Annotated in this window: 18 protein-coding genes; 5 read left to right on the top strand and 13 right to left on the bottom strand. The window is 57.8% G+C overall.

All coding sequences use genetic code 11. The features are described from left to right. Positions 1-202: 202 nt before the first annotated feature. From GOV90_RS08935 to GOV90_RS08950, 4 genes are read right to left on the bottom strand one after another with little or no spacing between them, the layout of a single operon-like run. Complete coding sequence (locus GOV90_RS08935) at positions 203-1,174, bottom strand: D-glycerate dehydrogenase (protein ID WP_171095363.1); 972 nt, start codon at positions 1,172-1,174, stop codon at positions 203-205. Further along, positions 1,174-2,061: a succinate--CoA ligase subunit alpha gene (gene sucD, locus GOV90_RS08940; RefSeq protein ID WP_171095365.1), complete on the bottom strand. Its 888-nt coding sequence runs from the start codon at positions 2,059-2,061 to the stop codon at positions 1,174-1,176. The genes GOV90_RS08935 and sucD overlap by 1 nt, the downstream gene beginning before the upstream one ends. Next, positions 2,061-3,257 carry a malate--CoA ligase subunit beta gene (locus GOV90_RS08945; RefSeq protein ID WP_171095367.1) on the bottom strand — a complete coding sequence of 399 codons (1,197 nt, stop codon included), beginning with the start codon at positions 3,255-3,257 and terminating at the stop codon, positions 2,061-2,063. Before GOV90_RS08945 ends, sucD begins: the two co-directional genes overlap by 1 nt. A 28-nt stretch (positions 3,258-3,285) precedes the next feature. Then, positions 3,286-4,527 carry an aminotransferase class V-fold PLP-dependent enzyme gene (locus tag GOV90_RS08950; protein ID WP_171095369.1) on the bottom strand — a complete coding sequence of 414 codons (1,242 nt, stop codon included), beginning with the start codon at positions 4,525-4,527 and terminating at the stop codon, positions 3,286-3,288. A 219-nt stretch (positions 4,528-4,746) separates the two neighbouring features. Between GOV90_RS08950 and GOV90_RS08955 the strand changes: the two genes are divergently transcribed. Next, positions 4,747-5,376, top strand: coding sequence for a response regulator transcription factor (locus GOV90_RS08955; RefSeq protein ID WP_253284794.1), 630 nt, complete (start codon positions 4,747-4,749; stop codon positions 5,374-5,376). Positions 5,377-5,491: 115 nt separating this feature from the next. Next, entirely contained in the window at positions 5,492-6,337 is an 846-nt protein-coding gene (locus tag GOV90_RS08960; protein WP_171095372.1) for a TauD/TfdA family dioxygenase, read from the top strand. Here GOV90_RS08960 and GOV90_RS08965 read toward each other — a convergent pair. Next, on the bottom strand, positions 6,334-7,602 hold the full coding sequence (locus tag GOV90_RS08965; RefSeq protein WP_171095374.1) for a cytochrome-c peroxidase: 1,269 nt from the start codon (positions 7,600-7,602) through the stop codon (positions 6,334-6,336). The genes GOV90_RS08960 and GOV90_RS08965 overlap by 4 nt on opposite strands. A gap of 15 nt (positions 7,603-7,617) precedes the next feature. Here GOV90_RS08965 and GOV90_RS08970 point away from each other — a divergent pair, with 15 nt between their 5' ends. Continuing rightward, positions 7,618-8,088, top strand: coding sequence for a tetratricopeptide repeat protein (locus GOV90_RS08970; RefSeq protein ID WP_171095376.1), 471 nt, complete (start codon positions 7,618-7,620; stop codon positions 8,086-8,088). Positions 8,089-8,119: 31 nt separating this feature from the next. On the opposite strand, the gene dctP is transcribed toward GOV90_RS08970, so the two are convergent. From dctP to GOV90_RS09000, 6 genes are read right to left on the bottom strand one after another with little or no spacing between them, the layout of a single operon-like run. Beyond that, positions 8,120-9,181 carry a TRAP transporter substrate-binding protein DctP gene (gene dctP / locus GOV90_RS08975; RefSeq protein WP_171095378.1) on the bottom strand — a complete coding sequence of 354 codons (1,062 nt, stop codon included), beginning with the start codon at positions 9,179-9,181 and terminating at the stop codon, positions 8,120-8,122. A 24-nt stretch (positions 9,182-9,205) separates the two neighbouring features. Continuing rightward, entirely contained in the window at positions 9,206-10,495 is a 1,290-nt protein-coding gene (locus tag GOV90_RS08980; protein ID WP_171095379.1) for a TRAP transporter large permease, read from the bottom strand. Beyond that, on the bottom strand, positions 10,496-11,083 hold the full coding sequence (locus tag GOV90_RS08985; RefSeq protein ID WP_171095381.1) for a TRAP transporter small permease: 588 nt from the start codon (positions 11,081-11,083) through the stop codon (positions 10,496-10,498). Between the two features lie 52 nt (positions 11,084-11,135). Next, positions 11,136-11,651, bottom strand: a complete 516-nt coding sequence (locus tag GOV90_RS08990; protein WP_171095382.1) for a flavin reductase family protein — start codon at positions 11,649-11,651, stop codon at positions 11,136-11,138. After that, positions 11,651-12,541 carry an aldo/keto reductase family oxidoreductase gene (locus GOV90_RS08995; RefSeq protein ID WP_171095384.1) on the bottom strand — a complete coding sequence of 297 codons (891 nt, stop codon included), beginning with the start codon at positions 12,539-12,541 and terminating at the stop codon, positions 11,651-11,653. The genes GOV90_RS08990 and GOV90_RS08995 overlap by 1 nt, the downstream gene beginning before the upstream one ends. Next, positions 12,541-13,695, bottom strand: coding sequence for an LLM class flavin-dependent oxidoreductase (locus GOV90_RS09000; protein ID WP_171095386.1), 1,155 nt, complete (start codon positions 13,693-13,695; stop codon positions 12,541-12,543). Before GOV90_RS09000 ends, GOV90_RS08995 begins: the two co-directional genes overlap by 1 nt. Positions 13,696-13,802: 107 nt before the next feature. On the opposite strand from GOV90_RS09000, the gene GOV90_RS09005 reads away from it, so the two are divergent. Beyond that, positions 13,803-14,513, top strand: a complete 711-nt coding sequence (locus GOV90_RS09005; RefSeq protein WP_171095670.1) for a GntR family transcriptional regulator — start codon at positions 13,803-13,805, stop codon at positions 14,511-14,513. 12 nt (positions 14,514-14,525) lie between these two features. Further along, entirely contained in the window at positions 14,526-15,623 is a 1,098-nt protein-coding gene (locus tag GOV90_RS09010) for a Gfo/Idh/MocA family protein (protein ID WP_171095388.1), read from the top strand. Between the two features lie 120 nt (positions 15,624-15,743). On the opposite strand, the gene GOV90_RS09015 is transcribed toward GOV90_RS09010, so the two are convergent. Both GOV90_RS09015 and GOV90_RS09020 read right to left on the bottom strand, forming a co-directional pair. Next, the gene (locus tag GOV90_RS09015; protein ID WP_171095389.1) at positions 15,744-17,771 is read right to left on the bottom strand and encodes a DEAD/DEAH box helicase; all 2,028 of its coding nucleotides are present in this window, start codon (positions 17,769-17,771) and stop codon (positions 15,744-15,746) included. A gap of 153 nt (positions 17,772-17,924) precedes the next feature. After that, on the bottom strand, positions 17,925-19,865 hold the full coding sequence (locus GOV90_RS09020; protein WP_174825515.1) for a CocE/NonD family hydrolase: 1,941 nt from the start codon (positions 19,863-19,865) through the stop codon (positions 17,925-17,927). Between the last annotated feature and the right edge of the window lie 2 nt (positions 19,866-19,867).

Below are 19,867 nucleotides of genomic sequence, written 5' to 3' on the forward strand. Positions count from 1 at the left end.
ATGCGATCAGCTCGATCTCGTCGCGCTGACGGCCCAGCTCGGACGTGATCGAGCCGAAAAGCTCAGGGTCACGGTCCGATAGGGACTGGGTGAAAAATCCGTCTGTACGGTGCGGCGCATTCACGGGTCAAATCTCCTGTGTAAAGGGGTCGATGAGGTCCTGAGGGCCGCATCGACAAATTCGATTGGTACGTTGGGTGGGTCAGATCACCCGATCGCGCGGCTCTCGGCCTTCAAAGAAGTCACTTAGGTTATCCAAAACCCTGAACCCCATTGCCTCGCGCGCCTCGCGGGTGGCGCTGCCAAGATGCGGCAGCATCACGAGGTTGTCGCACTGCAGCAGATCTGCACAGATACGGGGTTCACCATCGAACACATCCAGTGCTGCACCGCCGATCATGTCGAACATAAGCGATTGGACCAGCGCCCGTTCGTCGACGACTTCACCACGCGCCGTGTTGATCAGGAATGCGTCAGGTTTCATGAGGTCCAACCTGCGCGCATTGATCATGTGGCGGTTCGCAACCCCGCCGGGGCAATGAAGTGAGACGAAATCGCATTGCGGCAACAACTCATCAATTGACGTGACCTGAGTGGCATTGCATCGCGCCAATACAGCCGGGTCCACCGGGCTACGGTTATAGACCAGCACGTCCATGCCAAAGCCGTGATGCGCACGGCGGGCCATCTCCTGACCGATGCGCCCATAGCCGATGATGCCAAGCGTCTTACCGCTGACTTTGGTCCCCACCAGATGCGTGGGCCGCCAACCGGTCCAGTTGCCGGAACGCAGCTCGCGTTCACCCTCGCCCGCCCGACGCGCCACCATCAGCAGCAGGGTCATGGCGATATCTGCGGTGCATTCTGACAGAACATCAGGCGTGTTCGTCACGGTCATACCCAGTTCGCGGGCAGACGGCTCACAAATGTGGCTGTAGCCGACCCCATAATTGGCAAGGATTTTTGTCTGCGCACCAGATACGTCCAGCGCCTCGGCGCTGAGCGTATCGGTTACCGTAGGCAAGACCGCGTCATAGGATTTCAACGCCTGCCGGATTTCGGACGGGGACAAAGGTTTGTCCCCGGTGTTCAGCACGGTGTTATAGTTCTCGGCCAACTGCGCCTCGACGGCAGCAGGCCAGCGACGGGTCACAAGAACCGAAGGTTTGACCATCACGCAGCCTCCATCACACGCGCAATTGTTTCACCAATCACGGCAGGGTTTTCCGCCACGGTCACTCCAGCGGCAGACAGGATTTCGACCTTCTCGCTGGCGCTTTCGCCAAAGGCCGAGATGATCGCACCTGCATGGCCCATGGTCCGCCCTTTCGGAGCAGTCAGGCCCGCAACATAGGCGATCACCGGTTTGGTGATGTGGTCACGAATATACTCTGCCGCCTCGGCTTCCTGCGGGCCGCCAATCTCACCAATCATGGCGATGACATGGGTGTCTTCGTCCTCTTCGAACCGTTGAAGGATGTCCTTGAAGGATGACCCGTTGATGGGGTCGCCCCCGATCCCGACGCTGGTTGAAACACCAATCCCGCGCTCTTTCAGCTGCGCTGCGGCCTCATAGCCCAGCGTGCCAGAGCGACCGATGATCCCGACATGCCCCGGAAGGTAGATGTGACCCGGCATGATCCCCAGCAACGCTTTGCCCGGCGAAATGGTGCCCGCGCAGTTCGGACCGGTCAGAACCATACGTTTGTCCTTGGGATAGCGGTACATGTAGCGTTTCACCCGGATCATGTCTTGCGCCGGGATACCGTCGGTGATGCAAACGCAGTACCGGATACCGGCATCCGCTGCTTCCATGATCGAATCCGCTGCAAACGGTGGGGGAACGAAAACAAGGCTGGCATCTGCGCCGGTCGCCTCAACGGCTTGTTTGACGGTGTCAAAAACCGGAACGCCTTCGACGGTTTCACCTCCCTTGCCGGGAACGACGCCACCTACGACATTCGTGCCATATTTCAGCATGTCTTTGGTGTGAAACCGCGCCATCCGGCCGGTGATGCCTTGTACGATGACACGCGAGCCGCGATCGAGAAGAATGCTCATTACACAGCCCTCATCTTGGTGCCTTGGGTAAGGTCGTTTTTCCATGCGCCCACGGCGCGTTCTGCCGCTTCCATCAGTGTTGTGGCGCGAATGATCGGAAGGCCGGACTTGGCAAGGATCTTCTGGCCCTCTTCGACATTGGTACCAGCGAGCCGGACCACGACCGGAAGGTCGATATCCAATTCTTTCAACGCCTGAACGACGCCCTCGGCCACCCAATCGCAACGGTTGATGCCAGCGAAAATGTTGACGAGGATGGCCTGAACATTGGTGTCCGACAGAACCAGCCGAAACGCCTTGGCGACCCGTTCTGGCGAAGCCCCGCCACCGATATCAAGGAAGTTTGCGGGCTCACCGCCGGCCAACTTGATCGTGTCCATCGTGGCCATTGCCAGACCGGCACCGTTGACGATGCAGCCGATGTTTCCGTCCAAACCGACGTAAGACAGCCCCCGGTCCGCCGCACGGCTTTCGCGCGGGTCTTCCTGGCTTTTGTCGCGCAGCTCGGCGATCTGCGGGTGGCGGAACAGAGCGTTGTCGTCAAAGCTCATCTTTGCATCCAACGCCAGAACGCGGTCGTCGCCGGTGATGACCAGCGGGTTGATCTCGACCATGGTGGCATCCAAGTCGCTGAACGCGGCATAGCAACCCTGCAGTGTGCGCACCATCTGCTGGATCAGCTTGGGTTCAAGACCAAGCTTGAACGCAATTTCACGCGCTTGGAATTCCTGAAGCCCAACTGCCGGTTCCACAATGGATCGCACGATGCTGTCCGGACGGTCGGCCGAGATATCCTCGATCTCCATACCACCCTCTGACGAGGCAACAATCATCACCCGCTGGCTGGATCGGTCCAGAACAAAGCCCAGATAAATTTCGCGATCAATCGGCACGGCGGCTTCGACGTAAACGCGGTAGATCCCTTTGCCTTCCGGCCCCGTTTGATGTGTGACCAGCTTGCGACCAAACAGGTCATCACAGGCCTGATAGATCTCGTTTTCAGTGTTGCACAGCTTGACCCCTCCGGCCTTGCCGCGCCCCCCGGCGTGGACCTGCGCTTTGACGATCCACTTTTCACCGCCCAGCTCGCGCGCCCGATAGGCCGCCTGTTCCGGGCTGTAGGCAAGCGCGCCCGCAGGGACGTCCACCCCGAAATTTGAAAGAAGTTCTTTCGCTTGGTATTCATGAATATCCATCTGCAATCCTCCCGTTCATGCAGTGTGGTTAAGCAGCGATTGAAGTGCCGTAGCGGCTTTCAAGCAAAGCCTCGATCGCATCTCGATCAACCTCTCCGCCAAGCTCGCGCAGGGCTTCGGCGAACAGACGTACGATCCGGCTGACCGAGTCCCTGTTCAACTGATTGAGGATTCCGATCCGTACCTGTACCGGAGCGCTGAGAGTCGGCCAGATGCCAAATCCCCGTGCGCGGCAGTTCTGGACCAGCTCCATCTCACGCCCCGCCAGTTCCGGCGGCAGGTTCAGAACAACAAGGCTGGGCATGTCCGATGTCACTTCGCAGCCCATTTCGATCGCCGCATCGCGCAGAACCTTCTCATGGGTGCGGTAGGCCATGGCCCGCTTTGCCAGGCTTTCTTGCAGGGTCAGACGCAGGGCTTCGTGGAACGCCGCAACGGCGTATCCCGAATGCGTCCGGTGGTATGTGCCTTTCTCTACGTCTTGCCCATCGACAATGCCCCAATGGCGCGCTTCAAAGATCGGATTGTGGACATAGGAGTATGCACCTGACACCTTCAGGCTTTCGATATAAGCATCCGTAAAGCTGACCGGCGCGTAGGTCAGCGGCAGACAGCACAGACCTTTTTGCGGGCAAGACGCCCACCCGGCGATCCCGGGGTAATCATCAATCGAAAAGTCATCCGCACCCAACGACGAAACCGCGTCGATCAGACCCATGACACCATTGCGTTCACAGGCATCCGAAAAGCCGCGCAGATCATTGACACGCCCGGATCCGGTTTCCCAATGGGCCATGAACGCCCATTTGGGCTGGTGCTCAGACAAAGCAGCGTCAACTAGTTCACCTGTCACCGGCTGACCGTGCGGAACCTCGATCACGGTGACACTGGCGGCTTGCGGGTCAAGCGGGTTGGACGCGTGTTCTTGAGGTGTAGCTGCCTTGATCCGCAGGGTCAGAGCGTCGATACCCGAGAATGTCCCGTTGGCAAACGCCACAACCTTGTCGCCAGGCATGACGGCAGAGAACATAGCGTCCAGAGCGCTCCAACCGGTGCCTGCGACCGCGAAAGTATAGGTGTTGGACGTGCCCCAGATCTTTCGCAGCATGTGTTTGCACTCGATCATGCCCCGCAGAACGTCACCCTGCATGTGATCCGCCACGCCTGCGCTGCTGAAGGCGCGCAGGACACGGGCGTCGGTGTTGCCCGGTCCCGGGCCAGCGGCCAGAGTCTCGGGGATCTCAAGAGGAGGGAAAATCTGAAACGTCATTGTCTGTCATCCTCGGCGTTGGTCGGGCTCTTGGACCCGTCGTGTTTCGTTGCCGGACAGAAAACGCCGCCTTGCGCGATGACGCAACGTAACTTACTACTGCTTTAGGATGGCCAAAAGGATGGGGAATTTCCCACCCGAATTGGTAAAAATACCAAGGTATACTGAGTTTTCACCTACCCGTTTAGGTAGGAAATTGCGAAAGTTGGGTAAAAACAGATGATTGGCGCGCCAAGTACCCCTATTGATGTCATGCTGGCAGACGGCAATCCGCTGGTTCTGTCTGCCATGTCTGAAATCTTTGAACGTGACCCGCGATTCTCGTTGGTGGCGACGTCAGCCACCGCCGAAGGGTTCCTGGGAACCGTCATGCGAGTTCCGGTTCAGGTCGGGGTGGTCGACTGGAACCTCCCGGTGCTCGGAGCAGCAAAGCTGATCGAGGTTCTCCGAGAACAGGCCAATGCACCCCGGTTTGTGGTGTATGGGGATGTCACCAGCGAAACGCCGCGGCTGGCCATGCAAGCCGGGGCTGCCGGTTTTGCGGCGCGATCCGGCGAGGTCGAAGGCTTGCTTGAAACCTGCGCCGATGTGGCGGCTGGCAAAATGGTCTTTCCATTCATCGACGTTCGGAAAATGCAGCAGGACCCAATCCAAAGCCTGTCCCGCAAAGAACGCACCATTCTTGAAGCCTTGGCCCAAGGCATGTCAAATCGGGACCTTTCAAAAGAGCTTCAGATTTCGACGAATACGGTCAAATTTCACCTGTCCAATATCTATGACAAGCTGGCCGTGAAAAACAGAACTCAGGCCATAGCGTTTTACTATTCGTCCAGATCCGCACTGGATTAGGACCATGGTCCGAGGTCTGCTGTCCAGAATGCCCAGCGGCGCAGTGCTCACTAATTCCGTTTCTCCAAAGCCCAATCGTCCTTTATCCTGATCTTGAAAAAGCAGGAGCACCCCGATGGACATCACACCCCTCACCGGCGGCTTAGGCGCCGAAATCGACGGCGCCGATATTCGAGACAACGGGCAATTCCCTGATATCCACCAAGCCTTTGCCAAGTATTCCGTTATCGTCTTAAGGGGTCAAACTGCCACCCCTGAAGACCATCTGAACTTTGCTCGCAGCTTTGGCGCGATCAACGTCAACCGTTTCTTCAAACCGGTTGACGGCCATCCCGAGATTGCGACCGTTCTCAAAGAAAAAGACCAGAAAGAAGCGGTGGGTGAAGGGTGGCACACCGATCATTCCTATGACGAAGCGCCAGCCATGGGATCGATCCTGCATGCGATTGAGATGCCGCCTTATGGCGGAGACACGCTGTTTGTGTCTATGGCGGCCGCGTATGAAGCGCTCTCGGCCCCAATGCGTCAGTTTCTAGACGGGCTGACTGCTGTGCATTCTTCACGTCACGTCTTTGGTGCCACCATACAAGACAGCGAAGCCGCCAAGAGCGGTCGATTGGGCAACGCAGACGCCGCAACACAAGATGCGCACCATCCCATTGTCATCACACATCCACTCAGCGGGCGTCGTGGTCTTTTTGTGAACCCTGTCTTCACAACGCATATCGAAGGGCTCAGCAAAGACGAGTCTAATGCAATTCTTGCGATGCTGTACGAACACTGCAAACAACCCGAGTTCCAATGCCGCGTGCGCTGGCGCGCGGGCGACATAACAATGTGGGACAACAGAGCCACATGGCACAAGGCAATCAACGACTATCACGGTTTTCGACGCCTGATGCACCGGGTCACGGTTGAAGGCGTGGCTTTGTCCAACCCTGCTGAAAACAAGGACAGCTAAGGAACAAATCCACTGGGCAAGCCAAAAATCGGTGCATCCACGCTGGAGCCTGTCAAAGCGTCCATAAAAGCGACCAGATTCTGGATTTCCACTTCCGAGAGTTCAATCGGATCAATGTCAGTTTTGCTGCGTTGGCGTTCCATTTCCAGTCGATCATCCCAAACCAGAAAGTCAGCGTCGTGCAACCAGGGAACCTCGGGCAACCCGGCCATATCGGGCGTCCAGGCATCAAAGCTCGCCTGAGGGTTAAGATGATGGCGGATGACGCTTTCAAGGTCGGGGAAAGCCCCGTTGTGACCGTAAGGGGCCGTCAAAGCAACGTTGCGCAACATGGGGGTGCGAAACCTGTAGGCATCTTCCAACCGATTGCTTTCACCCATACGACCAACGTCACGCGCATACGGATCCCATTGACGGGTTCGACCCGGACCAAAAGGAGGAATGGCCAAAGCATGGAATTCCTGATCGGACATCAACGTTCCCGCGTGGCACGCGGAACAGTTTGCCTTACCATAGAACAGATCCATCCCGTCTTTTTGAACGGTTGATAACGCATTCGTGTTTCCAGCAAGATAGCGATCAAATGGGCTGTCGGTGCTCCTCCACTCGATGGCCATGAAAGCGGCCAAAGCGTTGGCAACTTGGGTGATTGTGATGTCTTCCGTGGTTTCAATCTCATCAAACGCTGCGACCATTGCCGGGCCGTAATGGGGATCCGTTCTTACGCGTTTGGCAAGGATCGGCCACCCTTTGTCGATCCGGTCGTGGACAGCCCCGGTGACTTGGTTTTCGGCCACATTGCCTGCCATTTCGAATTGCGAGGTCAGCGGAAAAAGCGCTTGCGCAGCGAGTAGTGAGTTTAAGCCTTCCGGTAACCATTCCTGCGCGGGTGAGTTGAACCCGTTGCCGTAGACATCCGAGATGCTCAATCGGCCATCGTGAAACACCGTGTGGATGTCTTTTGCCCCTAGGTTCCAAAGCCCCGGCGAATTTCGGGGAATGCGTTTTCGAATCTTGTCTGCACCGATGCCGGGTGTGCGCTCTGGCCCCAACCCCTGTCCGCCTTCTCCGATGCCCAGCGACACCCCGTCCGAGGTACCGAAGTCCGGGTGGTGGCAATGGGCGCAGGATATATTCCGATTGCCTGACAGGATCGGATCGTAAAACAGTTGATGACCGATGGCGGCCTGTTCCATATCAAAAGGCAGGAAGTCATCATCTGTCAGAGGGCGCGGCACATCCTGTGCTACCGCGCTCCCGGCCAAGAGGAAAGCAACCCCATGCGCCAGTTTGTACTTGCCCTTTGTCTGCTTGCCAGCCCGGCGCTCGCCGAACTGGAACAGGCGCGCGATTTGATGGAGGCCGGCGAGTTTGAGGCTGCGCGCAAAGAACTGCTGCCCGCCGCCCGCTCGGGCAATGCCGAGGCCGAGGAATTGATCGGCGTGATGTACGGGCTGGGCCTGGGCGTCGAACGGGACTATGAGCGCGCATTCGAATGGTATCTGCGCGCCTCGATGAAGGGGCATCCGGGGGCCCAGTCGGGGGTTGGCTGGTATTATGAGCTGGGTCTTGGGATGCCCGCGCCTGATCTGGTCAGGGCTTACATGTGGTACACGCTCAGCGCCATTGGCGGCGATCCCGACGCAGCGATCAGCCTTGAGGAAGTAATCAAGAAAATGTCGCCGGAGCAGATCGAGAGAGCGCATGTTTTGGTCAATGATTACAAAGGGTGGATGTACCCGTTTCGGTAAGGGCCGGGCCTTAGGGGCCCGACCCGGAAGCTTAGTTCAGATCCGCATCACGCGACGCGTTCACATCGGCCTCAGCCGCCGCCACCGCATCTGTCAACGCAACAAAGATCTCGTCTCCACGCGCGACATTGGACTGGAACCAGTCATAAACCGGCGTTGCGGCCTCTTTGAACGCAGCCTTCTGGTCAGGTGTCAGCACATAGAGATCGCCGCCACCAGCGACAAAATCCTCATAGGCTTGGATCGACTTGCGCTTGGGCGAGGCAAACGTAGCCTGTTGCAGCGCATAGAACCCGTCGACCACGACGCGGCGCATGTCCTCGGGCATTTCCTGGAACTTGGCGTTGTTCATCCACCACAGCGCACCCATGTAAGCATGCCCGTCCAGCGTGACATATTGCAGACCCGCATCTGGGAATTTCATGCCCATGATGTCGGTGATGCCGTTCTTTGAGCCTTCAACCACTCCGGTCTGGAAGCTGGTGAACAGTTCGGGCCACGGGATCGGGGTGGGCGATGCGCCCAGCGCTTTGACCAATTCCTGCGGCAAGTCAGCAACCACGGTGCGAATTTTCAAACCTTCCATATCCGCAGGCTCCGCGATGCGGCGCTGCGTGTTGGCGAAGTTGCGCCAGCCTCCGGTGTTGCCAATGGTCATCAGACGGATCGCGCCGCCCGAGTCCTCAAGCGCCATGTTGCGCATGGTACGGGTGAAGTCACCGGACAGAACATGTTCGGCAATGCGGTCGTCAGCCATCAAATAGGGCAAATCCAGAACCTGCACGTATGGGAAAATGCCCGACGCACCGCCAGAAGTGGAGATGTAGATGTCGATGGTGCCATCGGCCACACCCTGCAAGCACTCGGCCCCGTTCGAGCACAGTTGTGTGCCGATAAACAATTCGACTTCAATCGCGCCGTTCGAGGCGGCCTCGACATAGTTCTTGAAGACGATCAGGCCGTCATAGTCTTCGTCGTTTTCGTTCGAATTGGCAGTGGCGCGCAGCGTGTAGTCGGCAGCTGTTGCCGCGATGGCAGACGCGGCCACAAGCGAAGTGGCCACCGCTGCGGTTTTGATGAAGTTTCTGAGCATGCGTTTCCTCCCTGTGGAACTCAGTTAGTTGGCAAATCCCGTTATCCTCGGGATCGTCATGGATAGTGCGGGGATATAGGTGATCAGGAAGATCACGATGATTTCGACCGCCAGGAACGGCAGGATCGCTTTGGCGATGGTTTCGACCCGTTCGCGCGAGACAGCAGCAGCGACAAACAAGACCAGCCCCATTGGCGGGGTGGCGAGGCCGACGGTCAGGTTGACGCTCATGATGATGGCGAAGTGGATCGGGTCAACACCGAGGCTGGTGAAGATCGGGCCAAGGATGGGACCAAGGATGATGATCGCAGGGCCTGCATCCAGAAACATGCCGACGATGAACAGCAGCAGGTTGATAAGGAACAGCAGGATCAGTGGGTTTTCCGACAGGCTCAGGATCAGCGAGGCCAGTTGCTCCGGCGCATGGCTGAGGCTGACGACCGTCTTGAACGCCATCGCCGCGCCGACCAGCAGAAGCACAACGGCCGATGTCATACCTGCGTTGCTGAGAACCTCGGGCACCTCTTTCCATGTCAAAGTGCGCAGAACGAAGAAACCGATGATAAAGGCATAGCCTACGGCGACGGCTGCAGCCTCGGTCGGGGTGAAGATGCCGCCCAGAATACCGCCCAGAATGATGACCGGGGTCATCAGAGGGAAGAAGGCTTTAAGGCTGGCCTGACGCCGCTCGGGCCACGTGTATTTTCGGCTGGCAACGGGGAAGTCATATTTGTCAGCCATCAGTTTGATCATCAGCATCAGGCCGACGCCCACCATCACGCCCGGCACGATACCCGCAAGGAACAGGGCGGCCACGCTTTCGCCCATCACATAGGCGTAGATGATCATGATACCCGAAGGCGGAATGATCGGTCCGATCACAGAACTGGCCGCTGTGATCGCAGCGGCGAATTTGCGGGTATAGCCCTGTTTCTCCATCGCCGGGATCAGCATCGACCCCAAAGCGGACGTATCGGCCACCGCAGATCCCGAGAGGCCCGCGAACAGGATCGAACTCAGCACGTTCACATGCGCCAGACCGCCACGCAGATGGCCCATAAGCGCCTGTGAAAACTCGACGAGGCGGATGGTGATGCCGCCTCGGTTCATGAGCTCTCCGGCCAGCATGAAGAAGGGGATCGCCATCAAAGGAAAGCTGTCCATACCGTTATAGACATTGCGGTAGAGCAGCGTGATGTCGTTGGTCTGGCCGTTCAGCCAAAGCAGGATGCCCGGCGCGGCAAGCAATGCGAAAAAGACCGGCAGGCCGATCAGCAGGAAAACCAGAAAGGTGGGCAGGAACCAGATCAGCATTTATTCGGCCCCCACTGCCGCATCAGGAATTTCGGGCAACAGGTGACCTCCGCCCAGCAGAGTGATGAAGGATCGCAGGATCAACTCGATATTCACCGAGATCAGCAAGATGATCCCCACCAACAGCGAAGCCATCATCCAGCTGCGCGGGATGCGGTACCATTCGTCGAACCCGAAAGATGTGGGCAGGTACAGCGCGGCGGTGGCGAACCTACCGCCAAAGCCAGTCACTTCGGACCAGCCGATATTGACGGCGACCAACAGCACGGCGAGCGAGATTACCAGCAGGAACAAGTTCAGCGTTTGGCCAATAAAACGCGGTAAAAAGCGCTCTAGCATATCAATGGCCACAAAACCCCCGCGCCGAAACGCCGTGGGGGCCATCAGACCGGTCATCCACAACATGCAGAACCGCGCGGCCTCATCTGGCCAGGGCAGAGCATTGCCCAGAACGTATCGGAAGAACACCTGAATCAGGATTGCGATTACCATGAGTGCAATCGCAACGACACCAACCGCGCGGCCCAGACGCAGCACGGTTTCGTTCACGAATGCAATCGGCGCAAGCACCGATGCCAGTCCGCCCATGCGGATCCTCCCTTGTTCAGCCGCGGGTATGCCCACGGTCGTCAGATCGCGCTTAGTGCTGCGCGAATTGGCCGAGTTTCCCGGCGTAAAAGGTCAGCGCGTCTCCATCCGCCATGCTGGCCCGTAGAACTTTTCCTACGACAATAACGTGATCGCCCGCGTCGTGATACGCATGTTGCTCGCATTCAAACCGTGCCAGACAATCCGACAGTAACGGCGTGCCGTTTTCGCAGCGCTCATGGGCGATATCGCGCAGGGCAAAAGCGTCTTTCGAACAGCCAAAGCACAGCTCGGCCTGTTCCGCCGACAGCACATGGACGCTGAAATGGCGGGCTTTGTGGAAATAGGGGAAGCGGCGTGAGTTGCGGTCGCCTGCCCACATGATCAGCGGCGGGTCCAGCGACAGCGACGAAAAGCTGTTTGCGGTGATGCAAACCGGGCCATCTGCGCTGTCGCAGGTGACGATGGTGACGCCGGTCGCAAAGCGGCCAAAAGCGTCACGAAGGGTGCGGGTGTCGTCCTTACGCGGAACGAAAGTATGGGTCATGTCCTTTGAGATTGCGTTCATCAAGGTACCTCATGTCCCAGCGCAGCCTCATAGAGGCGATACCAGGTTTCGCGATCCAGTTTGACCTTCAACGCGTCTGAGGCGCGCTTTATCCGATCCAGATTGTTGGTGCCCATCACCGGCAGGATGTTTGCAGGATGCGCCAGCAGGAACGCCACGGCTACGGCGGCGCGATCCACGCCGAACTCGGCTGCGATCTCGTCTGCCACAATTCCGACCGGAGGGTTTCCGGCCATCAACAGACCGCCACCCAGCGGAGACCACGCCATGATCGGGTGCCCATGCTGCTGGTGAAACGCCAGATCGCCATTGGTGAAGGGGCTGATCTCGCCCAGCGAGATCTCGATCTGGTTGGTGACCAATTTGGTCTTCATGGCCGATTGCAGCAACGACCAGTCCCAGGGGCGGAAGTTCGATACACCCACAGCACCGACCTTTCCGCTGGCAACAACTTCGTCCAGCGCGGCACCAGTTTCATGGTGGTCCATCAATGGATCAGGGCGGTGGATCAACAGCAGGTCGATATGGTCAATGGCCATTTCTGTCAGCGAGGTATCGACCGACTTCACGATATGCGCACGCGACGTGTCGTAGTATTTCACCTTCGCATCCGCGTAACGGCCGACCGGGGCGATGATGTCACATTTGGTGACGATCTCCATCTTCTGGCGCAAGCTCGGGTTGGCGCGCAAGGCATTGCCCAGAACAGCTTCGGCTGCGTAACCACCATAAATGTCGGCCTGATCGAAGGTGGTGATGCCCTGATCCAAGCAGGCTTGAATCTTGGCCTCAACATGGCCTGTGGATGTATCCGCGTCATCGCCCAGCCGCCACATGCCATAGACAAGGCGGCTCATCTCAAGCGAGTCAGATAGTTTCACACGTTGCATCAGCGGCGTTCTCCGTTGCCCAGTGGGGTCGCTGGGGTCATTGCTGGCACGCGCCCGTAAGCTTCGGGCAGCGAGCAGGTTTTCAAGTTGGGCAGCACCCGAGCACCAAAATGCTTGGCCTCATCCATGTGCGGGTAGCCCGAGAAGATGAAAGCGCGGATGCCCATCTTCTGGTATTCCTCGATCTTCGACATAACTTGATCAGTCGATCCGACCAGAGCGGCACCGCAGCCAGACCGCGCCCGGCCAACACCAGTCCAGAGACCGGGTTCGACATAGCCGTATTCATCTGCCAAATCGCGGTTCTTGGCCTGATGCGCAACACCCAGCGACGTCGCGTCCAGCGCCCGTTCGCGAATGGCACGACCGTATTCGTCATCCAGTTTCGAGACGATGTAGTCCGCATATTCCTGCGCCTCAGCCTCGGTATCGCGGACGATCATGTGGACGCGCAGTCCGTAATCCAGCGTTCGATTGTAATTCTCGGCAACTGCGTGCACGGCTTTCATCCGTTCGGCCAGTTGGTCCTTGGTTTCAGGCCACATCAGGTAGACGTCGCAATGTTCACCGCACAAGTCCAAAGCCGAAGGTGAATATCCACCAAAATACAACAGCGGGCCGCCGGTCTGATAGGGTTTCGCAGGATCGGTCGTCAGACCCGAGAAATTGTACACTTCGCCGGCGTGGTTGATCTCATCCTGCGTCCAGGCCTGTTTCAAAATCTCGACCACTTCGCGCGATCGCTGATAACGGAATGCACTGTCGGCTTTCTCACCGGGGAAGTCGGATGAGATGATGTTGACGGTCAGCCGCCCCTTCAGCATGTGATCCAGCGTTGCGATGGTGCGCGCCAGCATGATCGGTTGCATCTCACCGCAGCGTACGGCGGCCAGCATGTTGATCCTGTCGGTGATCGGTGCGCAGCCAGCGACAAAACTCAGGGTGTCCTGACCAACTTGATACGAAGACGGGCACAGGATGTTGCGGAATCCCTGTGCTTCGGCCTCTTTCACGATGCCCGAGCAATGCTCCCAACTGGATCGAAGATCGCCGTCCGGCACACCCAGAAATTGATAATCGTCCGAGCAAAGTGCCGCAAACCATGATACTTCAGCAGCGTCCAGATCAGGGGATGTGATGGGGACGATAGTCATCTGAGTCGGTCTCCGCGCAGCGTTTGCTTTTTCTCTTGCGTAGCAATCGCTTTGATGTAGATCAATAGTGTATCAATTTTTCCCGCGACCAAGTGAAGCGACTGACTGTGCCCTCTGCCAATCGAAATCCGAACGCACTTCCGGTTTACATCCAGATTGCGGAACTGCTGATCCGCGATGTCGCGGCAGGGCGGCTGATGGATGGAGAGCGCCTGCCGCCCGAACGCGAGATGGCCGCTGATCTGAATGTCTCGGTCGGGACACTGCGAAAATCGCTCGCCGAGCTTGAAAAAAAGGGAATGCTGGAACGCATCCAGGGTTCGGGAAACTACATTCGCGAAACGGGCACGCAGAGCAGCGTCTATGCGATGTTCCGGCTTGAACTGCCCGAAGGCGGTGGCCTGCCACGCGCCGATGTCCTGTCGGTTGATCACCTGGATAAACCATCCGATCTGCCGCAATTCGGTAAGTCGAGCCGGGGATCACGCGTGCGCCGGATGCGCTATTTGAATGACACAATCATAGCTGTCGAAGAAATCTGGCTGGACGAATCAGCAGGTTTGATCGACCGGACCCTCTTGTCCGACTCTCTTTACCGCTACTACCAACGCCAATTGGGATTTTGGATCATTCGGGCCGAAGACAGGGTCTCGGTCCAATCGCTTCCCGATTGGACGCCCGAAAGTTTCACCAAACCAGCGGGCCAAACAGTAGGGTATATCGAACGTTTCAGCTGGTCAGAGACCGCTGAACCCGTTGAATTCTCGAAAACATGGTTCGACCCGGATCGGGCCAACTACGTCCAACGTTTGAAGTAAAAGGAAACACGCATGACCCGGACCATCAACTACGGGCTGATAGGATGCGGCATGATGGGGCAAGAACACTTGCACAATATCGGCCTGTTGGAAGGGACACGCGTGGCAGCGATTTTTGAGCCGGATCCGGTGATGGCAAAAGCCGCCAAAGCCATTGCGCCGGACGCCACGATGGTGAGCTCGGTCAAAGAGCTTCTGGCTGTCGAGGACTTGGATTGCCTTGTCATAGCAAGCCCCAATCACTTGCACGTGGACCAGATCTGCGAAGTCGCGGAAACGCGACCCCTGCCGCTGCTGGTGGAAAAGCCGTTGTTCACCGACCCACAGGATGCGGCCCGGTTAGAAGAGGTTGAGCGTAGCTATCCCTGCCCAATCTGGGTTGCGATGGAATACCGATACATGCCCCCAATTGCCGCTTTGATCGACAAGGCGGAAGCAACAGGTGGCGTGAAGATGCTGTCTGTCCGCGAGCATCGTTTCCCATTTCTGGAAAAGGTCGGCCACTGGAACCGGTTTAATCGCAATACCGGAGGCACCTTTGTTGAAAAGTGCTGTCATTTCTTCGACCTCATGCGCTTGATCCTGCAATCCGACCCAGTGCAGGTTACCGCAAGTGGGGGGCAAGCCGTCAACCATCTGGACGAAAGCTACGAAGGCGAAACACCGGATATTCTGGACCACGGGTACGTTATTGTCGATTTCGCCTCGGGCGCACGCGCCATGTTAGAGCTGTGCATGTTTGCGGAAGGCTCTCGGTATCAGGAAGAAATTTCGGCTGTTGGACCCGACGCCAAAGTTGAGGCACTGGTTCCCGGACCAGGACGCTTTTGGCCTGATCATCTGGGGGAACCGCCTGTGCCCAAGGTTATCGTAAGCCCCCGCAACCCCAAGGGGCCCACGTCAATAGACGTCCCCGTAGACGCCAGAATACTGGCGGCCGGAGACCACAATGGATCAACCTATTATCAGCACCAAGGATTTCTGGCCGTGCTGCGCGGCGAAAAGGCCCAACCCGATGTCAGCCTGAAGGACGGTCTTTGGGCTGTCCGGATGGGACACGCCGCACAACAGGCGATGGAAAGCGGTGAAACCGTACGCTTAGGCGGCTGACAAAAGCGTCATAAAGGGTTGAGTTCTCAAATCGTTTGGAACTCAACCCTTCTCATACGACCGCCCGAAACCATTGTGGATGTTGCTTGCACGTGATCCGCAAGCACACTTGGTCAAAGTTCATTTGGTCCGCGATGGTTTCCTCATCGGACGCGCATCCGGGCCTTTTTTTGCACGCACTTTAAAGGTCTTGGGCTTATCGCCGTCCTGTCGACTTTTGTGGCGTTCGGTCCGAGACCCCATCGGTTTCGACGGATCGGCCGCGTTTTTGCGCCGTTTGTTTTCCGCACCGCCGCTTTTACCCGTTGGTTTCTTTCCGGGGTTGCCCTGACTCTTGCTATGACCTGCCTTTGGCTTTGCAGACTTTGGTTTGCCCGGGTTTTCCCGGCGCTTCTGCGGCTTTTTCGGGCTCGCTGCAAACTCAGCTGGTTTCGACGCGCCAGCGGGCTTGCTGTCTCGACGCGATGTGTCCTCTTTCCGATCTGGGCGTGGCGTTTTACGTAGTGCTTTCGGCGCAGCCGGGGGGCCTTTGGGCGAGGCGTCGAAATCCGGAACGCCCGGCAATTCGGTCAAGCGCGCGCCCTGTTCAAGATCAAGCTCAGGGCCAAGCTCGTTCTTCATCGCCGGTACTGCGTCGCTGAGGATTTCAACGAATGTTTCCTGATACTGGACACGAATGGCCCCAATCGCATCTTTGGAGATCCCGGCATTTCGACACAGCATCGGCAGCAACCAACGCGGCTCAGCCCGCTGTTTGCGGCCCAAAGACAACGAAAACCAAGTGCTGGGCCCGAAATCCGAAGCCTCTCGCTTTTTGCGGGCACCCGGTTCAGGCACATCACCCAAAATCTCGGGCGCGGAATTGCGCTCGCGGTAGAGCCGCAGAAACGCCGCCGCAATTTTCTCGGCTGAATGCTCTTGCAGTAGCCTTTGCGCGAAAGCCCGTTCTTCAGCGCTTGGGGACTGATCCCAGCCCGGATCGGACATCAGCCGTTCTTCATCGCGCGCAAGGACTGCCTCGGCGGAGGGTGGCGTGCCCCATTCCGCCTCTAGTTTGGCGGATTTCAACAGGCGTTGTGCCTTTGACCGTTGGCGCCCAGGTACAATCAGCACCGAAGTGCCCTTGCGTCCGGCGCGGCCTGTTCGCCCGGATCGGTGCAACAGGGATTCCGCATTGGACGGCAGATCCGCGTGGATCACAAGTTCCAGCCGGGGCAGGTCAATGCCGCGTGCAGCCACATCTGTTGCTATACATACACGCGCCCGCCCGTCGCGCAGGGCCTGCAAAGCATGGGTGCGTTCAGACTGGCTCAGCTCGCCCGAAAGCGAAACCACCGAAAACCCTCTGTTGGAGAACTTCGCAGTCAAGCGGGCCACCATAGACCGGGTATTGGCGAAGATGATCGCCGTTTGCGCATCATGAAAACGCAAAAGGTTGATGATTGCCTTTTCGATGTCTGACGGGGCCACGGACAGCGCAAGATAGGAAATGTCCGCGTGCTGGGCGTCTTTGTTTCCGACCTCTATCCGACGGGCGTCTTCTTTCTGATAGGTCTGCGCAAGCTTGGCGATACCGCGCGGTACCGTTGCGGAAAACAGCAAAGTCCGACGGTTTTCCGGAGTGTGATCCAGAATGAATTCGAGATCCTCGGAGAACCCCATGTCCAGCATCTCATCCGCTTCGTCCAGGACAACCGCTTTGAGATCACCCAGATCGATCACGCCTCGCGACACGTGGTCTCTGAGACGACCGGGCGTGGCGACGATGACATGCGCGCCACGCTCAATCGCTCTGCGTTCCGTGCGCGCATCCATACCACCCACGGCAGATGCGGTAACGATCCCGGCTTCAGAGAAAAGCCAGTCAAACTCTCGCTGAACCTGCATGGCCAGTTCACGTGTGGGCGCGATGACCAAGGCCAAAGGGGCTGCCGGTCGATCAAATCGGCCGTCTTTGTCCAGCAGGTCGGGTGCAGTTGCCAACCCAAAGCCAACCGTCTTTCCTGATCCGGTTTGTGCTGACACCAAAAGGTCAAGCTGGGCCAGCTCAGGCTGCGTCACCGCCACCTGAACGGGCGTAAGTTCGCTGTAACCTTTGTTGGTCAACGCCTGCGAGAGCGTCATTGGCAGGTCGAAGAGGTTGGGCATACATCACCTTGCAGAAGAAAGATCACGCCCTTAACGACGATGGCAGAGTTTGTACAGCCTCGTTTGGGCCTGCAGGTCCGATCAGCAATGAAACAAACCGGAACCGGCAGGATTTAACTTTTTGAACTGTTGATGCTCGCAGTCTTGAGGCTGTCAGTGAAATCCGCGCGGAACGCTTTCCGTCCACTCTTTGACCAAGACTTCGGCACCCTCTGCGCCTTCGGTAGCCCGCAGTTTTCGTGTCAGGTAGAAATTCTGCGCATCACAATGCATCGAACTCTCGGTCTCGATCTCCACGTTCCAGTCGCCCCGCTCGAAGGTGAAACGCCACTGGCTGTTGAAACGGGCGGACGCAGGGTCGTCGGGATGGATGCTGTAATGCATGGCGACATGGCTGCCAACGACCAGTCCGTGATAGGGATCGCGCGCTTTACCATAGTCGTCGAACGTGTCCAGAACGAGGGTCCCATCCTCAAGCACATGCTGATCGGATCGCCCGGACGGCGCGCGCAGTACTTCTGTTTCCAGTACAGGAAAATCCCGTGCCGGACCCGGGTTCTGCGGTTCGATTTCCGCCTCAACCTCGCGCACGGGCAGTTGCAGAACGCTGCGGTCCAGATGAAGCGTGACCTTGGCCTGTTCCGGTGCGGGCCAGACAACGGGCCAATAGCTGGTCGACAGCGCCAGCCGCAACCGGTGCCCTGCGTGCAGGTGATGGGCGCATTCGTTTAGCAGGATTTCCGCCTCGTAAACCTGTCCCGGCACAAGGGTTTCGGGCGTTTCGTGACTGGCATAATGGCAAAGATTGAGCGGCCTGTAACTGATACGCTGGGACACCCCTTGGGGAGAAACATCACACAGCCGCGCCATCAGTTGCGCGACCGGTTTATCCACGCTGAATGCAAAGCGCAGCCGCGCCCGTCCCAAAATCTCCAAAGGTTCATCCAGCACGGCAGTGTCAAAGCATTGCGACAGCACATCGTCGGGGGCCTGATCCCCGCACAATTCATTGTCAAAGCGCATTCCCGGGCAGAAATATCCGCTGGTTGCTCCAACACTGGCCAGGCTGCTTACGGTGACTGTGCCGTTGGTAGGTCCGGCACCAAACCCGTCCTGCGTCAGGTACAGAAACCGATCCTTCACATTGTCCGACGGCCAGTTCTGTTCGGCAATCCAGCGCCCTTTGCGTGGGCCATTCTGTTTGGTCGGTTGGAAGTGTTCCTGCATGAAAGTACGATAATCTGGCAGGTCCTCGGCCCCGTTCTGCCGCCCTTTGAGCCAGCGATCAAACCACGTAATCACTTCCGAGTGGAAATCGGATGGTGCAAGTTTTGAGATGTGTGGATAACGATGCTCCCAAGGGCCAACCATTGCTTTGGCCGGGACTTTCAAATGGGTCGCAATCGCGGAGGGCGCGTTGACATAGGCATCAGCCCAGCCTGTCATGGCCAGCACCGGAACTTTGATTGCATCCCAGTCCTCACACACGGATCCGTGTTTCCAAAACGCATCACGCGTGGGATGCCGCAACCAATCCACTGCGGAAAAGGGCAGCGTTTCCATCCGGTTCAGCCAATCCTCACGCCAATCCTCACGCAAGTCCGGATCCGCCGGTCGCGACAGATAGGCAAACATCTGACTGGCCCAGTTTGCATTATCGCTCAGCAGACAGCCGCCTATAAAATGGATGTCATCAGCATAACGATCCACGGTCGAAGCAACGGAAACCACGGCCTTGAGCGCCTCAGGCTGACGGTACGCCAGTTGCAGCCCATTGAAGCCACCCCAGGAGATCCCGATCATACCAATATTGCCGTCACACCAATCCTGCGCGGCAATCCACGCCAAGACCGCCTCGCCATCGCTCAGTTCCTGCTCGGAATACTCGTCATCGAACTGCCCGTCGCTGTCACCGGTTCCCGTGATATCCACCCGGACACACGCATAGCCCGCGCGGGCAAACACGGGGTGAGTAGATTCATCCCGAGGTGCCGTGCCATCGCGTTTACGATAAGGCAGGTATTCCAGAATGGCCGGGCTTGGCCCGCTTACCGGCAACCAGATCCGAGCGGCCAGATTGCGACCATCCGCCATTG

Origin of the sequence: Ruegeria sp. HKCCA5929 (genome assembly GCF_013034525.1) — a bacterium.
GTDB lineage: Bacteria > Pseudomonadota > Alphaproteobacteria > Rhodobacterales > Rhodobacteraceae > Ruegeria.

Excerpts from the sequence above, each read along its gene's own strand:
- GOV90_RS08935 (WP_171095363.1), bottom strand. The coding sequence starts at position 1,174 with ATGGTCAAACCTTCGGTTCTTGTGACCCGTCGCTGGCCTGCTGCCGTC.
- sucD (WP_171095365.1), bottom strand. The coding sequence starts at position 2,061 with ATGAGCATTCTTCTCGATCGCGGCTCGCGTGTCATCGTACAAGGCATC.
- GOV90_RS08945 (WP_171095367.1), bottom strand. The coding sequence starts at position 3,257 with ATGGATATTCATGAATACCAAGCGAAAGAACTTCTTTCAAATTTCGGG.
- GOV90_RS08950 (WP_171095369.1), bottom strand. The coding sequence starts at position 4,527 with ATGACGTTTCAGATTTTCCCTCCTCTTGAGATCCCCGAGACTCTGGCC.
- GOV90_RS08955 (WP_253284794.1), top strand. The coding sequence starts at position 4,747 with ATGATTGGCGCGCCAAGTACCCCTATTGATGTCATGCTGGCAGACGGC.
- GOV90_RS08960 (WP_171095372.1), top strand. The coding sequence starts at position 5,492 with ATGGACATCACACCCCTCACCGGCGGCTTAGGCGCCGAAATCGACGGC.
- GOV90_RS08970 (WP_171095376.1), top strand. The coding sequence starts at position 7,618 with ATGCGCCAGTTTGTACTTGCCCTTTGTCTGCTTGCCAGCCCGGCGCTC.
- dctP (WP_171095378.1), bottom strand. The coding sequence starts at position 9,181 with ATGCTCAGAAACTTCATCAAAACCGCAGCGGTGGCCACTTCGCTTGTG.
- GOV90_RS08980 (WP_171095379.1), bottom strand. The coding sequence starts at position 10,495 with ATGCTGATCTGGTTCCTGCCCACCTTTCTGGTTTTCCTGCTGATCGGC.
- GOV90_RS08985 (WP_171095381.1), bottom strand. The coding sequence starts at position 11,083 with ATGGGCGGACTGGCATCGGTGCTTGCGCCGATTGCATTCGTGAACGAA.
- GOV90_RS08990 (WP_171095382.1), bottom strand. The coding sequence starts at position 11,651 with ATGAACGCAATCTCAAAGGACATGACCCATACTTTCGTTCCGCGTAAG.
- GOV90_RS08995 (WP_171095384.1), bottom strand. The coding sequence starts at position 12,541 with ATGCAACGTGTGAAACTATCTGACTCGCTTGAGATGAGCCGCCTTGTC.
- GOV90_RS09000 (WP_171095386.1), bottom strand. The coding sequence starts at position 13,695 with ATGACTATCGTCCCCATCACATCCCCTGATCTGGACGCTGCTGAAGTA.
- GOV90_RS09010 (WP_171095388.1), top strand. The coding sequence starts at position 14,526 with ATGACCCGGACCATCAACTACGGGCTGATAGGATGCGGCATGATGGGG.
- GOV90_RS09015 (WP_171095389.1), bottom strand. The coding sequence starts at position 17,771 with ATGCCCAACCTCTTCGACCTGCCAATGACGCTCTCGCAGGCGTTGACC.
- GOV90_RS09020 (WP_174825515.1), bottom strand. The coding sequence starts at position 19,865 with ATGGCGGATGGTCGCAATCTGGCCGCTCGGATCTGGTTGCCGGTAAGC.